17 protein-coding genes are annotated in these 15,296 nt (G+C 64.4%); 8 read left to right on the forward strand and 9 right to left on the reverse strand.

Annotation, left to right across the window (positions count from 1 at the left end):
• Positions 1 to 2: 2 nt before the first annotated feature.
• Positions 3 to 395, forward strand: coding sequence for a 30S ribosomal protein S9 (gene rpsI / locus U5A67_RS00800; protein ID WP_027816868.1), 393 nt, complete (start codon positions 3 to 5; stop codon positions 393 to 395).
• A 253-nt stretch (positions 396 to 648) separates the two neighbouring features.
• Positions 649 to 1,014, forward strand: coding sequence for an iron-sulfur cluster insertion protein ErpA (erpA, locus tag U5A67_RS00805; RefSeq protein WP_027816867.1), 366 nt, complete (start codon positions 649 to 651; stop codon positions 1,012 to 1,014).
• A gap of 68 nt (positions 1,015 to 1,082) precedes the next feature.
• On the opposite strand, the gene U5A67_RS00810 is transcribed toward erpA, so the two are convergent.
• On the reverse strand, positions 1,083 to 2,240 hold the full coding sequence (locus tag U5A67_RS00810; RefSeq protein ID WP_205981428.1) for an anhydro-N-acetylmuramic acid kinase: 1,158 nt from the start codon (positions 2,238 to 2,240) through the stop codon (positions 1,083 to 1,085).
• Between the two features lie 279 nt (positions 2,241 to 2,519).
• Between U5A67_RS00810 and U5A67_RS00815 the strand changes: the two genes are divergently transcribed.
• From U5A67_RS00815 to U5A67_RS00840, 6 genes are all read left to right on the forward strand, one after another.
• Positions 2,520 to 2,798 carry a type II toxin-antitoxin system RelE/ParE family toxin gene (locus U5A67_RS00815; protein WP_205981427.1) on the forward strand — a complete coding sequence of 93 codons (279 nt, stop codon included), beginning with the start codon at positions 2,520 to 2,522 and terminating at the stop codon, positions 2,796 to 2,798.
• 15 nt (positions 2,799 to 2,813) lie between these two features.
• A complete protein-coding gene (locus U5A67_RS00820; RefSeq protein ID WP_205981426.1) occupies positions 2,814 to 3,140 on the forward strand; it encodes a HigA family addiction module antitoxin in 327 nt (108 codons plus the stop codon).
• A 101-nt stretch (positions 3,141 to 3,241) separates the two neighbouring features.
• Positions 3,242 to 4,492, forward strand: coding sequence for a tyrosine--tRNA ligase (gene tyrS, locus U5A67_RS00825; protein WP_205981425.1), 1,251 nt, complete (start codon positions 3,242 to 3,244; stop codon positions 4,490 to 4,492).
• Positions 4,489 to 4,947, forward strand: coding sequence for a D-aminoacyl-tRNA deacylase (gene dtd, locus U5A67_RS00830; RefSeq protein ID WP_321815954.1), 459 nt, complete (start codon positions 4,489 to 4,491; stop codon positions 4,945 to 4,947). The genes tyrS and dtd overlap by 4 nt, the downstream gene beginning before the upstream one ends.
• A 14-nt stretch (positions 4,948 to 4,961) precedes the next feature.
• Positions 4,962 to 5,639 carry a histidine phosphatase family protein gene (locus U5A67_RS00835; protein ID WP_321815955.1) on the forward strand — a complete coding sequence of 226 codons (678 nt, stop codon included), beginning with the start codon at positions 4,962 to 4,964 and terminating at the stop codon, positions 5,637 to 5,639.
• 320 nt (positions 5,640 to 5,959) lie between these two features.
• Entirely contained in the window at positions 5,960 to 7,105 is a 1,146-nt protein-coding gene (locus U5A67_RS00840) for a branched-chain amino acid ABC transporter substrate-binding protein (RefSeq protein ID WP_205981422.1), read from the forward strand.
• 71 nt (positions 7,106 to 7,176) lie between these two features.
• Here U5A67_RS00840 and U5A67_RS00845 read toward each other — a convergent pair whose 3' ends face one another.
• From U5A67_RS00845 to U5A67_RS00880, 8 genes are all read right to left on the reverse strand, one after another.
• Positions 7,177 to 8,043, reverse strand: a complete 867-nt coding sequence (locus U5A67_RS00845) for an oxygenase MpaB family protein (RefSeq protein ID WP_321816002.1) — start codon at positions 8,041 to 8,043, stop codon at positions 7,177 to 7,179.
• Between the two features lie 95 nt (positions 8,044 to 8,138).
• Complete coding sequence (ruvB, locus tag U5A67_RS00850; RefSeq protein ID WP_205981420.1) at positions 8,139 to 9,224, reverse strand: Holliday junction branch migration DNA helicase RuvB; 1,086 nt, start codon at positions 9,222 to 9,224, stop codon at positions 8,139 to 8,141.
• A gap of 233 nt (positions 9,225 to 9,457) precedes the next feature.
• Positions 9,458 to 10,039, reverse strand: a complete 582-nt coding sequence (gene ruvA, locus U5A67_RS00855) for a Holliday junction branch migration protein RuvA (RefSeq protein ID WP_205981419.1) — start codon at positions 10,037 to 10,039, stop codon at positions 9,458 to 9,460.
• A gap of 90 nt (positions 10,040 to 10,129) precedes the next feature.
• Positions 10,130 to 10,672, reverse strand: coding sequence for a crossover junction endodeoxyribonuclease RuvC (ruvC, locus tag U5A67_RS00860; protein WP_205981418.1), 543 nt, complete (start codon positions 10,670 to 10,672; stop codon positions 10,130 to 10,132).
• 155 nt (positions 10,673 to 10,827) lie between these two features.
• Positions 10,828 to 12,393 (reverse strand): bifunctional phosphoribosylaminoimidazolecarboxamide formyltransferase/IMP cyclohydrolase, encoded by a 1,566-nt coding sequence (gene purH / locus U5A67_RS00865; RefSeq protein WP_321815956.1) that lies wholly within the window; start codon positions 12,391 to 12,393, stop codon positions 10,828 to 10,830.
• Between the two features lie 73 nt (positions 12,394 to 12,466).
• Positions 12,467 to 12,700 (reverse strand): Fis family transcriptional regulator, encoded by a 234-nt coding sequence (locus tag U5A67_RS00870; protein ID WP_027816854.1) that lies wholly within the window; start codon positions 12,698 to 12,700, stop codon positions 12,467 to 12,469.
• Positions 12,697 to 13,761: a tRNA dihydrouridine synthase DusB gene (dusB, locus tag U5A67_RS00875; RefSeq protein WP_321815957.1), complete on the reverse strand. Its 1,065-nt coding sequence runs from the start codon at positions 13,759 to 13,761 to the stop codon at positions 12,697 to 12,699. Before dusB ends, U5A67_RS00870 begins: the two co-directional genes overlap by 4 nt.
• Before the next feature lie 215 nt (positions 13,762 to 13,976).
• Positions 13,977 to 15,236 carry a UbiH/UbiF/VisC/COQ6 family ubiquinone biosynthesis hydroxylase gene (locus U5A67_RS00880; RefSeq protein ID WP_321815958.1) on the reverse strand — a complete coding sequence of 420 codons (1,260 nt, stop codon included), beginning with the start codon at positions 15,234 to 15,236 and terminating at the stop codon, positions 13,977 to 13,979.
• Between the last annotated feature and the right edge of the window lie 60 nt (positions 15,237 to 15,296).

Raw genomic sequence — 15,296 nt, forward strand, 5'->3', positions numbered from 1 at the left:
ATATGATCGGTAACTGGAACTACGGTACGGGCCGCCGCAAGAGCGCAGTCGCACGTGTCTTCATCAAGGCTGGCAAGGGCGACATCATCGTCAACGGCAAGCCTATCGCTGACTACTTCTCGCGCGAAACGTCGCTGATGATCGTGCGTCAACCGCTGGAACTCACGAACCACGGCGCGACGTTCGACATCAAGGTGAACGTGACGGGCGGCGGCGAAACCGGCCAGGCCGGCGCAGTTCGCCACGGCATCACGCGCGCTCTGATGGACTACGACGCAACGCTGAAGCCGGAACTGTCGAAGGCTGGCTACGTTACGCGTGACGCACGTGAAGTGGAACGTAAGAAGGTCGGTTTCCACAAGGCACGTCGCCGCAAGCAGTTCTCGAAGCGTTAATCCGCTTCGTGGTCCATGCGCTCCTCGCGGAGGCGCATGGCTGCTGCAAAAAACCGCCTCGCGCAGGAATGCGCCAGGCGGTTTTTTCGTTTATGAGAAGCATGACCACGCGCCACTTGCTTGACTCATATTCAAGATGTGAGTCACGAATGTGAATCAAACAAGTGGCGAGAAACCCTTGATTTCCTGGGCTTAAGCACGATCTCAGGAACAGCCCTACAATAGCGGCTAGAAGCTTTTTTGGAGAGTTCGAATGAACGCTGTCACTGAGACCCCCGTGACTGAAATGCCCGGTCCCTTCGTTTTTACCGACGCAGCGGCTGACAAGGTCAAGCAACTGATCGACGAGGAAGGCAACCCGGAGCTGAAGCTGCGCGTGTTCGTGCAAGGCGGCGGCTGCTCGGGCTTCCAGTACGGATTCACGTTTGACGAGACCGTTAACGAAGACGACACCGTGATGACCAAGAACGGCGTCGATCTGCTGATCGATTCGATGAGCTACCAGTATCTGGTCGGCGCTGAGATCGACTACAAGGACGATCTGAATGGCGCGCAGTTCGTCATCAAGAACCCGAATGCCTCGACCACCTGCGGTTGCGGCTCGTCGTTCTCGGTCTGATCGAACCGGTCTGTCGCATTGAAAAACGGGGCTTCGGCCCCGTTTTTTATTGAGCGTCGTGCAGGCGTCTAGCGCGGATAGATCGCGCCCAGCACGCGTTCGCCCGCCGCGCCCGTCACCGCCGGCAGATTGCCCGGCTCGCGCGCCACGCAGCGCATCGCCAGCCACGCGAAGGCGAGCGGTTCCACCTGTTGCGGCGGCACGCCCAGCGCTTCGGTCGTCATGACCGGCACACCCGCCACGCCGCCTGTCTCCAGCGCTTTCTGCAGCGCTGCCATCAGCGCCGGATTGCGCGCGCCGCCACCGCAGACGTACACCGCACGGCAATCGCCGGCATGACGCTCGATCTCGCGCGCGACGCTCACCGCCGTCAGCGCAACGAGCGTGGCCTGCACATCGGCGGGCGTCAGCGATTCGAAGCCTTTGAGCTTTTCGTCGAGCCACTGCGCATTGAACAGATCGCGACCGGTGCTCTTGGGCGGCTGCTGTTCGAAGAACGGTTCGTCGAGCAGCGCGTTCAGCAGCGGCTGATGCAGATTGCCGCTCGCCGCGAACTGGCCGTTTTCGTCGTAAGGCTTGCCCAGATGGCGCTCGGCCCAGAGGTCGAGCAGCGCATTGGCCGGGCCGCAGTCGAAACCGCGCACCGCGCCCGTCGCGCTCAGCACCGTGATATTGCTGATGCCGCCAAGATTGCAGACCACGCGCGTCTCTTCCTGCGAGCCGAACAGCGTTGCGTGAAACGCCGGCACGAGCGGCGCGCCCTGGCCGCCGGAAGCCACATCGCGGCTACGGAAATCGGCGATCACGTCGATGTGCGCGAGTTCGGCGAGCAGGGCGGGATTCTGGATCTGCACCGTGAAGCCCTTTTCGGGCCGATGGCGGATGGTCTGGCCATGCGCGCCGATCGCGCGCACCTCGGCGGACGTCAGATTGCCCGCGCGCAGCAGTTCATGACAGCAGACCGCATAACGCGCGGCGAGAGCGTTGCCCGCGAGCGAGGCGCGTTCGATCTCGTTTTCGCCCGGTTGCTGCAGCGAAAAGAGCGCCTCGCGCAGGCCTTGTGCGAAGCCGACAAAGGCCTCGGCCAGCACCACCGGCCGCTGGCCATGCTCGAAACGCACGGCGATGCCGTCCACGCCGTCCATGCTGGTGCCGGACATCAGGCCGAAATACACGCCGTCGCCCGGGTGGGCGCTGTCATCTTTCTGTGCGTCGCGTGCCGCCACGTTGTGCTCCTTTCGTGAGTGCGAGGAAGGGATTCCGACGATGATTATCGGGGCAATAGCCGTTCGGCGTAAGCCGGAAGGCTAGTTGTGGCGCGATGGGGGAAATGGGACGCTGGTGGGCAGGATTCGCGGGCTGGGGATGACGCGGCGCTTGAGCAGGATCAATCGATGGCATGCAGCAGGTTGACCTTGAACGCGTCGATTCGTATAGTGAGGCTATACACTACACAACTCCGAACGCTCCGCGAGCTTTCTTCAATTCGCATCGTCCGGGGAATCATGATCAAGTCGTGGAAACACAAAGGTCTGCGGGATTTTTTCTTCTCAGGCAACAAGGCGGGTGTTCGGCCCGATCACGTACCGCGTCTGCGGCGTCAACTGGCGCGTCTCGACGAAGCGCAGACGCCGCAGGACATGAACGTCGTGGGCTGGCGTTGCCACGCGCTGGAGGGCAGTCTGGACGGCCATCACGCGGTCAGCGTGAGCGCCAACTGGCGGCTGACGTTCCTGTTCGAGCGCGGGCATGCACTGCTCGTCGATTACCACGACTACCATTGAAAAGAGGCGGCAACGATGAACGACTCGAAGGAAACGCGGGGTACGATCCGCATGCACAATCCGCCGCATCCCGGTGAAACGCTGCGCGAAGACATCCTTCCCGAACTTGGCCTAACGGTGACCGAAGCCGCGGCCCAACTGGGCGTCACGCGCGTTGCGCTCTCGCGCGTGCTCAATGGGCGCGCCGGTATCTCGCCGGAAATGGCGCTGCGGCTCGAGCAGTGGCTCGGCGTGGAAAACGGCGGCCGCGCCGATCTCTGGCTCGCGATGCAGGCGGCTTACGACCTCTGGCAGGTGCGCTCGAAAGCGTTGCCGCAGGTGGCGCCGGCCGTGCGTGCATGAGCGTGGCCGCGCTCACGCTTCCCCAAACCTCGGCCCTGCGTGTCGAATCACGTAAAATCCCGGTCTAGACCCAGACTTAACGACATCGAACCGATCGAAGCATGAGCGACTCCACACCCAACAGCGGCGCCAAAGACGCCTTTCCGGTCACCGACGAAGTCCGTCACGCGCTCGCCGTCACGAAGCGCGGCGTCGACGAACTGCTGATCGAAGAAGAATTCCAGCAAAAGCTCGCGCGCAGCGCCGCCACCGGCAAGCCGCTGCGCATCAAGCTCGGCCTCGATCCGACCGCGCCCGATATTCATATCGGCCACACGGTCGTGCTCAACAAGATGCGCCAGCTGCAGGATCTCGGCCACAACGTCATCTTCCTGATCGGCGACTTCACCTCGCTGATCGGCGATCCGTCGGGCCGTAACGCCACGCGCCCGCCGCTCACGCGCGAGCAGATCGAATCGAACGCGAAGACCTATTTCGAGCAGGCCGCACTCGTGCTCGACCGCGAAAAGACTGAGATCCGCTACAACAGCGAATGGTCGATGCCGCTCGGCGCCGACGGCATGATCAAGCTCGCGTCGCGCTACACCGTCGCGCGTATTCTGGAGCGCGAAGATTTCACCAAGCGCTTCCAGGGCGGCGTGCCGATTTCGATCCACGAATTCCTCTATCCGCTGATGCAGGGTTACGACTCGGTCGCGCTCAATTCGGATCTGGAACTCGGCGGCACGGACCAGAAGTTCAACCTGCTGGTGGGTCGCGAACTGCAGAAGCAGTACGGCCAGGAACAGCAGTGCATCTTGACGATGCCGCTGCTCGAAGGCCTCGACGGCGTCGAAAAGATGTCGAAGTCGAAGAACAATTACATCGGTATCAGCGAAAAGCCCAACGACATGTTCGGCAAGCTGATGTCGATTTCGGACACGCTGATGTGGCGTTACTTCACGCTGCTGTCGTTCCGTCCGCTGGACGAGATCGAAGGCTTCAAGCGTGAGATCGAAGCGGGCCGCAATCCGCGCGATTTCAAGGTGCTGCTGGCGCAGGAAATCGTCGCGCGTTTCCACTCGCAGAACGACGCCGAGCGCGCGCTCGAAGACTTCAACCACCGCGCCAAGGGCGGCGTGCCGGACGATATCCCGTCGGTGACGCTCGCGGGCGCGCCGCTCGCCATCGGCCAGTTGCTCAAGCAGGCGGGCCTCGTGCCGTCGACCAGCGAAGCGCTGCGCAATATCGAGCAGGGCGGTGTGAAGATCGACGGTGCGACCGTGTCCGACAAGGGCCTGAAGGTCGAAGCCGGCGAGTTCACCGTGCAGGTTGGCAAGCGCCGCTTCGCGCGCGTCACGCTCACCGCATGATCGCGCTGATCCAGCGTGTACTGCGCGCCGATGTGCGCGTGGACGAACGTGTGACGGGCGCGATCGGCCAGGGGCTGCTCGCACTCGTCTGCGCAGAGCGCGGCGATACCGAGGCAAACGCGGACAAACTGCTCGCGAAGCTGCTCGGTTATCGCGTGTTCAGCGATGCGGCCGGCAAGATGAACCTGCCGGTGCAGAACATCGACGGCCACGGCACGGCGGGCGGTCTGCTGCTGGTGTCGCAGTTCACGCTGGCGGCGGACACCAACAGCGGTCTGCGCCCGAGCTTCACGCCGGCCGCGCCGCCCGATGAAGGGCGGCGTCTGTTCGACTACTTCGTCGCTGCTGCGCGCGAAAAGCATCCCACGGTCGAAACCGGCGAGTTCGGCGCGGATATGCAGGTGTCGCTCGTCAACGACGGGCCGGTCACGTTCTGGCTGCAAGTGCGGAATTAACCGGGCGCGAATCCATGACTACGCAGATTCTCTTTATCCGCCACGGCGAAACCGACTGGAACCGCATCAAGCGCATCCAGGGGCACATCGACATTCCGCTCGCCACGAGCGGCGTCGATCAGGCGGTATTGCTGGGCGCACGGTTCGCGCGCGAAGCGCAGGAAGGTGCGCGGCTCGATGCAGTCTGGTCGAGCGATCTGATGCGCGCGCAACAAACTGCGCAGCCCGTTGCGCAGGCGTTCGGCCTCACGGTGCAACTCACCGAAGGCCTGCGCGAGCGCAACTACGGTGCGTTCCAGGGCCATGACAGCGATCAGATCGCCGAGCGTTTCCCCGATGAATACGCGCACTGGCAAACGCGCGATCCCGGCTTTGCGCCGCCCGAGGGCGAGTCGCAGCGCGAGCTGTATCACCGCGTGCTGCACGCGCTGGAGCCCATTCTCGCGAAGCATCCTGAAGGGCGCATTGCATGCGTGGCGCACGGCGGCGTGCTCGACTGTATTTATCGATTCGCCAATGGGATCGAACTCGAAGCGCCGCGCGCATGGCCGTTGCTCAACACGAGCGTGAACGTGGTCGATGTCGAGCGCGATAGTGCGGGCCTGAAAGCGCGTGTCGTTGCGTGGGGCGATGTCTCGCATCTGCCCGCCAAAAGCGACGACGACAGCATCAAGCGTCGCAGCCCGCTGTAATTCCCACACCCTCTATTTCCGCGCGCCGCGTTCCCAGCCGGAAGCGGCGCGCGCGTCAAGTCTCCTTCCTGCTGTTTTTCCAGAGCGTTGCGTGCGCAACGACCGCCAACCGTAACGCGGATGTGCCTGCTACCATTCATCGGACCTTTGCGCTTTGCCGCGCCGGTGGGGCCTCGCAGCGACTCTCGACGTCTGCGTGTGCCGGCCGTGCGTTGAAGAGGGACGCGCGCGCACCACGCGCTTGCGGTGCGGCGAAGCCTTGGGTTGCATACGAAACGCAGTTCCCAGAACGGGTTCCAGAAAAACGCAGGAGATTTGCAATGACGTTCAAGCTTCACAAGCTGTTGCCGGTGAGCGCCGCTGTGCTGGCGTTCGGCGCGATGTGCGCCAATGCGTCCGCCGACCAGGTCGTCAAGATCGGTCACGTCGGTCCGCTCACGGGCGGTTCGGCCCACCTCGGCAAGGACAACGAAAACGGCGCGCGCCTCGCGGTCGAAGAGATCAACGCCAAAGGCCTGACCATCGGCGGGCAGAAGGTCACGCTCGTGCTCGACGCCCAGGACGACGCCGCCGACCCGCGCCAGGCCACCCAGGTTGCGCAAAAGCTGGTCGACGATAAGGTCGTGGCGGTGATCGGCCATCTGAACTCGGGCGCCTCGATTCCGGCTTCGAAGATCTATAGCGATGCGGGCATCGTGCAGATTTCGCCGTCGTCGACGAATCCGTCGTACACGCAGCAGAACTTCAAGACCACGTTCCGCGTCGTCGCGACCGATGCGCAGCAAGGTCCGGCGCTCGCGAACTATGCGGCAACGAACCTGAAAGTGAAGCGGGTGGCCGTGGTCGACGATTCGACGGCCTACGGCCAGGGTCTCGCGAACGAGTTCGAGAAGACCGCGAAATCGCTCGGTCTGAACGTGGTTTCGCACGATGCGACCAACGACAAGGCCGTCGATTTCCGCGCGATTCTCACCAAGATCAAGGGCGAGAATCCGGACGCGATCATGTACGGCGGCATGGACGCCACGGGCGGCCCGTTCGCGAAGCAGGCCAAGCAGCTCGGCCTGCGCGCGAAGGTGCTGTCGGGCGACGGCGTCTGCACGGAAAGCCTCGCGCAACTCGCGGGCGCAGCGGCGGACAACATCGTCTGTTCGCAGGCCGGCATGGCGCTCGAGCGCATGGACGGCGGCGCGGCGTTCTCGGCGAAATATCAGAAGCGCTTTGGCCACGCGATCGAATTCGATGCGCCGTTCACGTATGACGCGGTGTATATCGTCGTCGATGCGATGAAGCGCGCGAACTCGACCGACCACGCGAAGATCCTCGCGGAAATCCCGAGCACCGACTACAAGGGCGTGATCGGCGAAACAGTGTTCGATTCGAAGGGCGATCTCAAGCATGGCGTGATCTCGCTCTACAACTACCAGGCAGGCAAGAAGACGCTGCTCGACGTGGTGAAGATGTAAAATCGCACGAACGTTGCGCACACAACGGTCAGTCCGCGTGAGCGGGCTGGCCGTTTTTCATCGCACGGCGTTCAGGAGGCGGGCGGCATGGCGGCGCGGCGGCGCGCGCGTTTCGATACGCCGTTCACGAGCGCCCAGCGCAGCACTGGCGCGACCGCACGCATGCCCGGCTGCACGACGGTGCGACGCGCGAGCGCATAGCGGTCGAAGCCGAGCAGCGTCTGCGCGAACGGCGGCAGCAGGTCGATGCCTGCCTGGCGCATCAGCGCGCCTGCGGGCCGCATGGCCGGGCGCGGCGCGGGCGCTTCCATCAGCACGCGCACGACTTCGCGCGTGCGCTCGCTGGCGACCAGTTCGGCTTGCATCGCTTCGAGATACGCGGCAATTTCCGCACGCGAATGCGGCACGTGGGTGGCGCCGAGCAATTCGGCGATGGTCGCGACTTCGGCGTAATACTGATCCTGCAAGGCGCCCGGCAGCGCCGGATTCACGTAGCGCAGATACGCCGCAAGAAAGCTCGATACCTCGGCGACATGAACCCAGGTGAGCAGCGCCGGGTCGCTTGCGCGATAAGGCCGGCCATCGGGCGCGGTGCCCGTCACGCTGTCATGGATGGTTTTTACGCGCTCGATCAGCTTGAGGGCGTCGGCGCGGCTGCCGTAGGTCGTGCCCGCGATGAAGGTGGCCGTGCGGCGCAGGCGCCCGAGAATGTCGGTGCGAAACGTGGAGTGATCCCACACGCCCGCCAGTGCCAGCGGATGAAGCGCCTGAAGCAGCAGCGCGCTGATACCGCCCGCCATCATCCCGGCGAAATCGGCGTGGACCTTCCAGCAGATCGAATCGGGGCCGAACAGGCCGGGGTCGCCCGGCGGATTCGAGTAGTCGAGCTTCGGGCCGCTGCCCGTGGTCAGGTGCGTGATGCTCTCGGCGAGCGCCATGCGCAGGCGCTGCGCGAGCTGGCCGGCGAAACCTTTCGGCTCGGGAGCGTCGTGGCGGCGGCCGGCGTGATCGGACATGGAAGCAGCCCGGCGGCTTACGCTTCGTTCGGGTCCCAGTCGCCGCCTTTGGAGGCGTCGTCGGGAACGGTGAGGCCGAAGTGGCGGTAGGTCATCTGCGTGGCCACGCGGCCGCGCGGCGTGCGCTGCAGGAAGCCTTGCTGGATCAGATACGGCTCCAGCACGTCTTCGATGGTGTCACGTTCTTCGCCGATTGCGGCGGCAAGGTTATCGACGCCCACCGGGCCGCCGTCGAACTTGTACAGGATCGCTTCGAGCAGCTTGCGGTCCATCAGGTCGAAGCCGACCGGATCGACGTCGAGCATGCGCAGCGCCGCATCGGCGACCTGGGCGGTGATATTGCCGTCGGCTTTTACCTCGGCGTAATCGCGCACGCGGCGCAGCAGACGGTTGGCGATACGCGGCGTGCCGCGCGAACGGCGTGCGATTTCGAGCGCGCCCTGCGGGTCGATCTGTGCGCCCAGCAGCGCGGCGGAGCGCTGCACGATGCGCGAAAGTTCGCCCGCGTTATAAAACTCCAGTCGCGACACGATGCCGAAACGGTCGCGCAGCGGGTTCGTCAGCATGCCCGCGCGCGTGGTCGCGCCAACCAGCGTGAACGGCTGCAGGTCGAGCTTCACGCTGCGCGCGGCCGGCCCTTCGCCGATCATGATGTCGATCTGATAATCCTCGAGCGCCGGGTACAAAATCTCCTCGACGACCGGCGAGAGCCGGTGGATTTCGTCGATGAACAGCACGTCGTTGGCTTCGAGATTGGTGAGCAGCGCGGCAAGGTCGCCCGCGCGTTCGAGCACGGGACCGGAGGTCTGGCGCAGACTGACCCCCATTTCGCGCGCGATGATGTGCGCGAGCGTGGTCTTGCCCAGACCCGGCGGCCCGAACAGCAGCACGTGGTCGAGCGGTTCGGAGCGGCGCTTGGCGGCTTCGATGAAAATCTCGAGCTGGCCGCGGACTTTTTCCTGGCCGACGTATTCGTCGAGCTGGCGCGGCCGCAGCGCGCGCTCGAACGCTTCTTCGCCGGAGGAGACGGGCGTGGGCGCAATCACGCGGTCGGCGCCAGCGCCCGATGCGCGATTCGCGGCGAGTTTGTCGGTTTCGATCATGCAGCGATTGTACCGCGCGCCTGGCGAGCGGAACGCCGCGTTTGAGGCGTGGCAGCGGCGTTTCCCGGAGGGATCCGGGCGTTTCCGCCGCTTCGCAACTAACAGCCAGATGTGGGCGGAAGGACCGTGCGCGCGGTGTTGGGCGGCGGTGTTACGCGCCGCGCGCATCGCCCGTGGTCACGTCGCGCGATTACTTCGCGCGTGCCGCTCGCCTGACCGCCGGCGTCTTGCGATCAACCCTTCGAAAGCGCCTTCAGCGCGGCCTTGATGCCGTCGGAAACACCGGTGCCGGCCGGCACGTTCTTGATCGCGGCCAGCGCTTCTTTTTCCGAATAACCGAGTGCGAGCAGCGCGTTGAGAATGTCGTTCGCGTGATCAGAAGGCGAAGCCGCCGCCGCCATCGCACCCAGATCGGCGCCCAGCTTGCCCTTGAGTTCGAGCAGCAGGCGCTCGGCCGTCTTCTTGCCGATGCCCGGCACGCGCGTGAGCCGCGCCGAATCCTGCATGGAAATCGCCTGGGCAAGATCGTTCACGCTCATGCCCGAAAGAATCGCCAGCGCCATGCGCGCGCCGATGCCGGTGATCTTGAGCAGTTCGCGGAACGTCGCGCGTTCCTCGATGGTGGCGAAGCCGAACAGCAGATGCGCATCTTCGCGCACGATCATCTGCGTGAGCAGCACGACGCGTTCGCCGCAGCCGGGCAGGTTGTAGAACGTGCTCATCGGCACATCGACTTCGTAGCCGACGCCGTTGCAGTCGATAAGCAGGTGCGGCGGGTTCTTTTCCAGCAATACGCCGGCAATGCGACCGATCATGGCGGATTCAACGATAGGAGAAAGCGGAGAGTGTAGCGCAGCATGCCGGGCCGCAAAGCTGCCGAACGGCTAATCGGCCGAAAGGCGTAATCAGCCGATCAGGCGCCCGCGCCGCACGCGTACGCCCTTTTTCGCGAGCGTGGGTGCAATGCCGCCGAGCGTCGCGAGCGTGTCGCCGCTGTGCGCGTGACAGATCGCCATGCCGAGCGCGTCGGCGGCGTCGGTGCCGGGCATGCCGGTGAGGCACAACAGGCGCACGACCATCTGCTGCATCTGCTCTTTGGTCGCGCGGCCGTAGCCCACCACCGCCTGCTTCAGTTGCAGTGCCGTGTATTCGGCGACCGGCACGCCGCCGGACACCAGCCCGCAGATGGCCGCGCCGCGCGCCTGGCCGAGCAGCAGCGTCGATTGCGGATTGACGTTGACGAAGACCTTTTCGATCGCGGCCTGATCGGGCGCGTGCTGGCGGACCAGCGTGCTGATGCCTTCGAAGATGGTGCCCAGACGCGTGGGCAGATCGGCATCGGCGGTACGGATGACGCCGCTTGCGACATACGTGAGCTGATGGCCGTGACGTTCGATCACGCCGAAGCCGGTCACGCGCAAGCCGGGGTCGATGCCGAGAATTCTCATGAAATACGGGGAAAAACGAGTGTGTTTGGGATGGTACAACGAACGATGACGATCTCGCGAGCCATGAAGCGCCGCGCAAGCACCAAGAAAAAGCCCGCTGGACCGTGAAGTCCAGCGGGCTTTGACAGCGTTATAGCGTGCCGATCGGCTATCGATCAGTGACGGAAGTGGCGGATGCCCGTCATCACCATGGCGATGTTGTGCTCGTCGGCGGCGGCGATCACTTCGTCGTCGCGCATCGAGCCGCCCGGCTGGATCACGCAGGTTGCGCCTGCGTTGACCACCACGTCGAGGCCGTCACGGAACGGGAAGAACGCATCCGACGCCACCGCCGAACCCGCGAGCTTGAGGCCCGCGTTCTCAGCCTTGATGCTGGCGATGCGCGCCGAATCCACGCGGCTCATCTGGCCCGCGCCCACGCCCATCGTCATACCGTTCGCGCAGAACACGATGGCGTTCGACTTCACGAACTTCGCGACGCGCCATGCGAACAGCAGATCGTCCATTTCCTTCGGGGTGGGGTGACGCTTGGTGACGACGCGCAGTTCGTGCGGCTGCACGTTCTTCGAGTCGAGCGATTGCACCAGCAGACCGCCGCCCACGCGCTTCAGGTCGAACGCGTTGTGGCCTTCGCCCAGCGCGATTTCGAGCAGACGCACGTTCTGCTTCGCGGCGAACACGGCCTTGGCTGCGTCCGAGAACGACGGCGCGATCAGCACTTCGACGAACTGCTTCGACACGGCTTGTGCCGCTGCTTCGTCGACTTCGCGGTTGAACGCGATGATGCCGCCGAACGCCGAGGTCGGATCGGTCTGGAACGCCTTCGAATACGCTTCGAGCGCGTCTGCGCCGACTGCCACGCCGCACGGGTTCGCGTGCTTGACGATCACGCAGGCCGGCACGTCGAAGGTCTTGACGCATTCCCACGCCGCGTCGGAGTCAGCGATGTTGTTGTACGAGAGTTCCTTGCCCTGGAGCTGCGAGTAGTTCGCGAGCGCGCCGGCCGGCGAAGCCAGATCGCGGTAGAACGCGGCGCTCTGGTGCGGGTTTTCGCCGTAACGCAGATCCTGAACCTTGTCGAACGCGAGGTTCAGCGTGGCCGGGAAGGCGTTGCGCGACTTGTGCTCCAGCGCTTCGGTCAGGCTCGTCAGGTAGTTCGTGATCGCGCCGTCGTACTGCGCGGTGTGCGCGAACACCTTGGTGGCCAGGCGGAAGTTCGTTGCGTAGCCGACGTTGTTGCCGTTCGCGCGCATCTCTTCGAGCACCTTCGCGTAGTCGGTCGGGTCGACCACGACCGTCACGTCACGATGGTTCTTTGCCGCCGAGCGCAGCATCGTCGGGCCGCCGATGTCGATGTTCTCGATCGCGTCTTCCAGCGAGCACTCTTCCTTCGAGATCGTCTGGACGAACGGGTAGAGGTTCACGACCAGCAGATCGATCGTCGGGATGTCGTGCTTTTCGAGCGCTGCCATGTGTTCCGGCAGGTCGCGGCGAGCGAGGATGCCGCCGTGAACCTTCGGGTGCAGCGTCTTCACGCGCCCATCGAGCATTTCCGGGAAGCCGGTGTAGTCGGCCACTTCGGTAACGGGAAGGCCCGCGTCCGCGAGCAGTTTCGCGGTGCCGCCGGTCGAAAGGATCTTGACGCCGAGGTCCGACAGCGATTTCGCGAAGTCGACGATGCCTGACTTGTCGGAAACGGAGATGAGCGCTTGCTTGATCATGATGGGGGAGAGTTGCCGGGAGATCGAGGAGGGAGCGCTGGAAGTCCAGATATGCGGCGGACCGCGACGGCGCTTACAGCAGGCCGTGCTGCTGGAGCTTCTTGCGCAGCGTATTGCGGTTGATGCCGAGGTACTCGGCGGCCAGCGACTGATTGCCGCCGGCCTGCTCGAGCACCACCTCGAGCATCGGTTTTTCGACGCACGCCATCACCATTTCATAGACGTCGTGCGGATTGCTGCCGTCGAGATCCTGGAAATAGACTCCCAGGCTATCGCGGACGGATTGTTCGATATTGTGCTTGCTCATGCTGCCAGTCGATCGGTTGGTTCGCGCTCGCCTTGTGCGCCGTTTTCATCGTCTTCGTAGACGAGGCGCTCGGAAACGGCCTTCTGCTCGTCGAAGAACTGATTGACGGCGGCGAGTTGTTCGCGTGTGGTGTCCAGCGTGTTCATGCGATGCCGGAACGCGTTGGCGCCGCAAAGGCCGCGAGTGTACCAGCCGATATGCTTGCGCGCAGTACGCACGCCCGTAAACTCGCCATAAAACGCGTAGTGGTCCTCCAGATGCTCGTTCATGATCATCTGGATTTCGTCCACGCGCGGCGACGGCAACAGCTCGCCGGTGGCGAGAAAATGCTCGATTTCGCGGAACAGCCACGGGCGCCCCTGCGCCGCGCGGCCGATCATGATGGCATCCGCCCCCGTCACTTCGAGCACGTGTCTGGCCTTCTGCGGCTTCGTGATATCGCCGTTGGCAACCACCGGAATGCGCGCCGCGGCCTTCACGGCGGCGATGGTTTCGTACTCGGCGTCGCCGTGATAGAGGTCGGCGCGGGTGCGGCCGTGGACGGTCAGCATCGAAATGCCGCATTCTTCTGCGATGCGCGCGATGGTGAGCGCGTTGCGGTGATCGCGGTCCCAGCCGGTGCGGATCTTCAGCGTGACGGGCACGGCATCTGGCCCCACGCCGACGGCATCGACCACGGCCTTGACGATGCGCGCGACGAGCGGCTCGTTTTGCAGCAGCGCGGACCCGGCGGCCACGTTGCAGACCTTTTTGGCCGGGCAGCCCATGTTGATGTCGATGATCTGCGCGCCGTTTGCGACGTTATACCGCGCCGCTTCGGCCATCATTTCGGGGTCGGCGCCCGCGATCTGGACGGAAATGGGTTCGACCTCGCCCGCGTGATTGGCGCGGCGCATGGTCTTTTCGCTTTTCCAGAGCTGGGCGTTGGAGGCAACCATTTCCGACACTGCATAGCCCGCGCCGAGGCGCTTGCACAGCTGACGGAACGGCCGGTCCGTGACACCCGCCATAGGGGCGACGAACAGGTTGTTGCGCAGGGTGTGGCGGCCAATTGTGAACATGATGCGCGGACAAAAGCAGTAGCGCGCCTGGCTGCGCTCCGGCAGGGCCGGGGGCGGTGGCGCGGTGCTGCTCGAAATGGGGAAACGCGTATTTTAGCGTTAACGGGATGGGAGGGTTTGGGTTGTGGACCCTGGTGTGGTTTGGGGTGCGTTGGATGTCGCGTTGTATTGCGATGCGACCCTTTAGTGGTTTTACAACCCCGTCCGACCCCAGATCAACTGCGCTGCCCAAACATCATCTGCCTCGCCAGCGCGGTTTTAACCGGCGGCACGAATTCAAGCGCAGTAAGCGCAAGCCCGCGCAGCGTTCCAAGCGCCGGAAAATCCACCGTAAAGAGCCGCGCAAGCGTATCGGTCGCGCCAATCGTCATACGCCGATCAAACGCGCGCCGCCCCGCGAACTCAGCCAGCGCAACCGGCGTCGCGCCATGCTGCGCCAGCGAATCCGCGAGCGCGTGTGCGTCGCGCAAACCCAGATTCAGCCCTTGCCCGGCAACCGGATGCAGCGTCTGCGCCGCATTGCCCACCGCTGCAATCCGCCCATGCCCCGACACCAGCGTATCGAGCGCGTTCAACCCCAGCGGAAACGCCGCGCGCCCCTGAATCTGCGTGAAGCGCCCCATGCGCGCCCCAAACGCCTCGCCCAGTTCGGCGAGAAATTCGGCATCGGACAATTCAGCACGCCGCGCCGCTTCCACCGGCTCCGAACACCACACCAGCGCGAAATCGGCATCGCGCGCACCACCCATCGGCAATAGCGCGATCGGGCCTTCGTCGGTGAAACGCTCCCACGCGACATGCGCTTGCGGCGCGGACACGCTCACCACGCCAACCAGCGCCGTCTGCCCATAATCCCGCGTGCGCTTTTGCGGACGTTGCACCGCGCCAGGTTCAGCCACAGCCACATCCGCATCGGCGTTCGCGGCAGCCTGCACGCGATACAAACCGCCTTCCGCATTCACGAGCACGCGCGTGCGCAACGTGCGCGCCACGCCCGCGCTTTCCACGCGCAACGTCACGCCATCGTGCTCGACCACAGGTTCCTGCGCATGCGTGTGATGCAGCCAGTGCACGTCAGTCCCGCGCACCGCCTGCGCAAGCGATTGCACGATCGAGCCATAACGCGCGACATAACCGAGCGCTGGCAGATCGTAGTCGTGCCGGTCGATCAGCGTGCGGCCAAAGCGGCCACGCTGCGAGACATGAATACGTTCGATCGACGTTGCATCCTGCGGCCACGCGAGCGCCTGCAGCAAAGTGCGGCTGCCTTGCGACACGGCGATCGCGCGCGGATCGCCCGCGCTGTCTTCCGGCTCGCGCGCATCGATCAGCGCAACCGACAACGACGACGTCGCGCTGCGCTGCGCGAGCCAGCCCGCGAGCGCGAGCCCAACCGGCCCGGCGCCGACGATGATGACGTCATGGTCGAAAGGGGCGGGCGTCGTTGGCTGGCTGGCTGCGTTCACTGCACTCATGTCGCTGCGTTGGTATCGGTTGATTGGCGGTGGTGATGGAAATCACGCGGAATTTACGCG

It is taken from the genome of Paraburkholderia sp. J69-1, assembly GCF_905220255.1.
GTDB lineage: Bacteria > Pseudomonadota > Gammaproteobacteria > Burkholderiales > Burkholderiaceae > Paraburkholderia.

Coding starts and splice junctions, on each gene's coding strand:
- rpsI (WP_027816868.1), top strand. CDS start 3: ATGATCGGTAACTGGAACTACGGTACGGGCCGCCGCAAGAGCGCAGTC.
- erpA (WP_027816867.1), top strand. CDS start 649: ATGAACGCTGTCACTGAGACCCCCGTGACTGAAATGCCCGGTCCCTTC.
- U5A67_RS00815 (WP_205981427.1), top strand. CDS start 2,520: ATGATCAAGTCGTGGAAACACAAAGGTCTGCGGGATTTTTTCTTCTCA.
- U5A67_RS00820 (WP_205981426.1), top strand. CDS start 2,814: ATGAACGACTCGAAGGAAACGCGGGGTACGATCCGCATGCACAATCCG.
- tyrS (WP_205981425.1), top strand. CDS start 3,242: ATGAGCGACTCCACACCCAACAGCGGCGCCAAAGACGCCTTTCCGGTC.
- dtd (WP_321815954.1), top strand. CDS start 4,489: ATGATCGCGCTGATCCAGCGTGTACTGCGCGCCGATGTGCGCGTGGAC.
- U5A67_RS00835 (WP_321815955.1), top strand. CDS start 4,962: ATGACTACGCAGATTCTCTTTATCCGCCACGGCGAAACCGACTGGAAC.
- U5A67_RS00840 (WP_205981422.1), top strand. CDS start 5,960: ATGACGTTCAAGCTTCACAAGCTGTTGCCGGTGAGCGCCGCTGTGCTG.
- U5A67_RS00845 (WP_321816002.1), bottom strand. CDS start 8,043: ATGGCGCTCGCCGAGAGCATCACGCACCTGACCACGGGCAGCGGCCCG.
- ruvB (WP_205981420.1), bottom strand. CDS start 9,224: ATGATCGAAACCGACAAACTCGCCGCGAATCGCGCATCGGGCGCTGGC.
- ruvA (WP_205981419.1), bottom strand. CDS start 10,039: ATGATCGGTCGCATTGCCGGCGTATTGCTGGAAAAGAACCCGCCGCAC.
- ruvC (WP_205981418.1), bottom strand. CDS start 10,672: ATGAGAATTCTCGGCATCGACCCCGGCTTGCGCGTGACCGGCTTCGGC.
- purH (WP_321815956.1), bottom strand. CDS start 12,393: ATGATCAAGCAAGCGCTCATCTCCGTTTCCGACAAGTCAGGCATCGTC.
- U5A67_RS00870 (WP_027816854.1), bottom strand. CDS start 12,700: ATGAGCAAGCACAATATCGAACAATCCGTCCGCGATAGCCTGGGAGTC.
- dusB (WP_321815957.1), bottom strand. CDS start 13,761: ATGTTCACAATTGGCCGCCACACCCTGCGCAACAACCTGTTCGTCGCC.
- U5A67_RS00880 (WP_321815958.1), bottom strand. CDS start 15,236: ATGAGTGCAGTGAACGCAGCCAGCCAGCCAACGACGCCCGCCCCTTTC.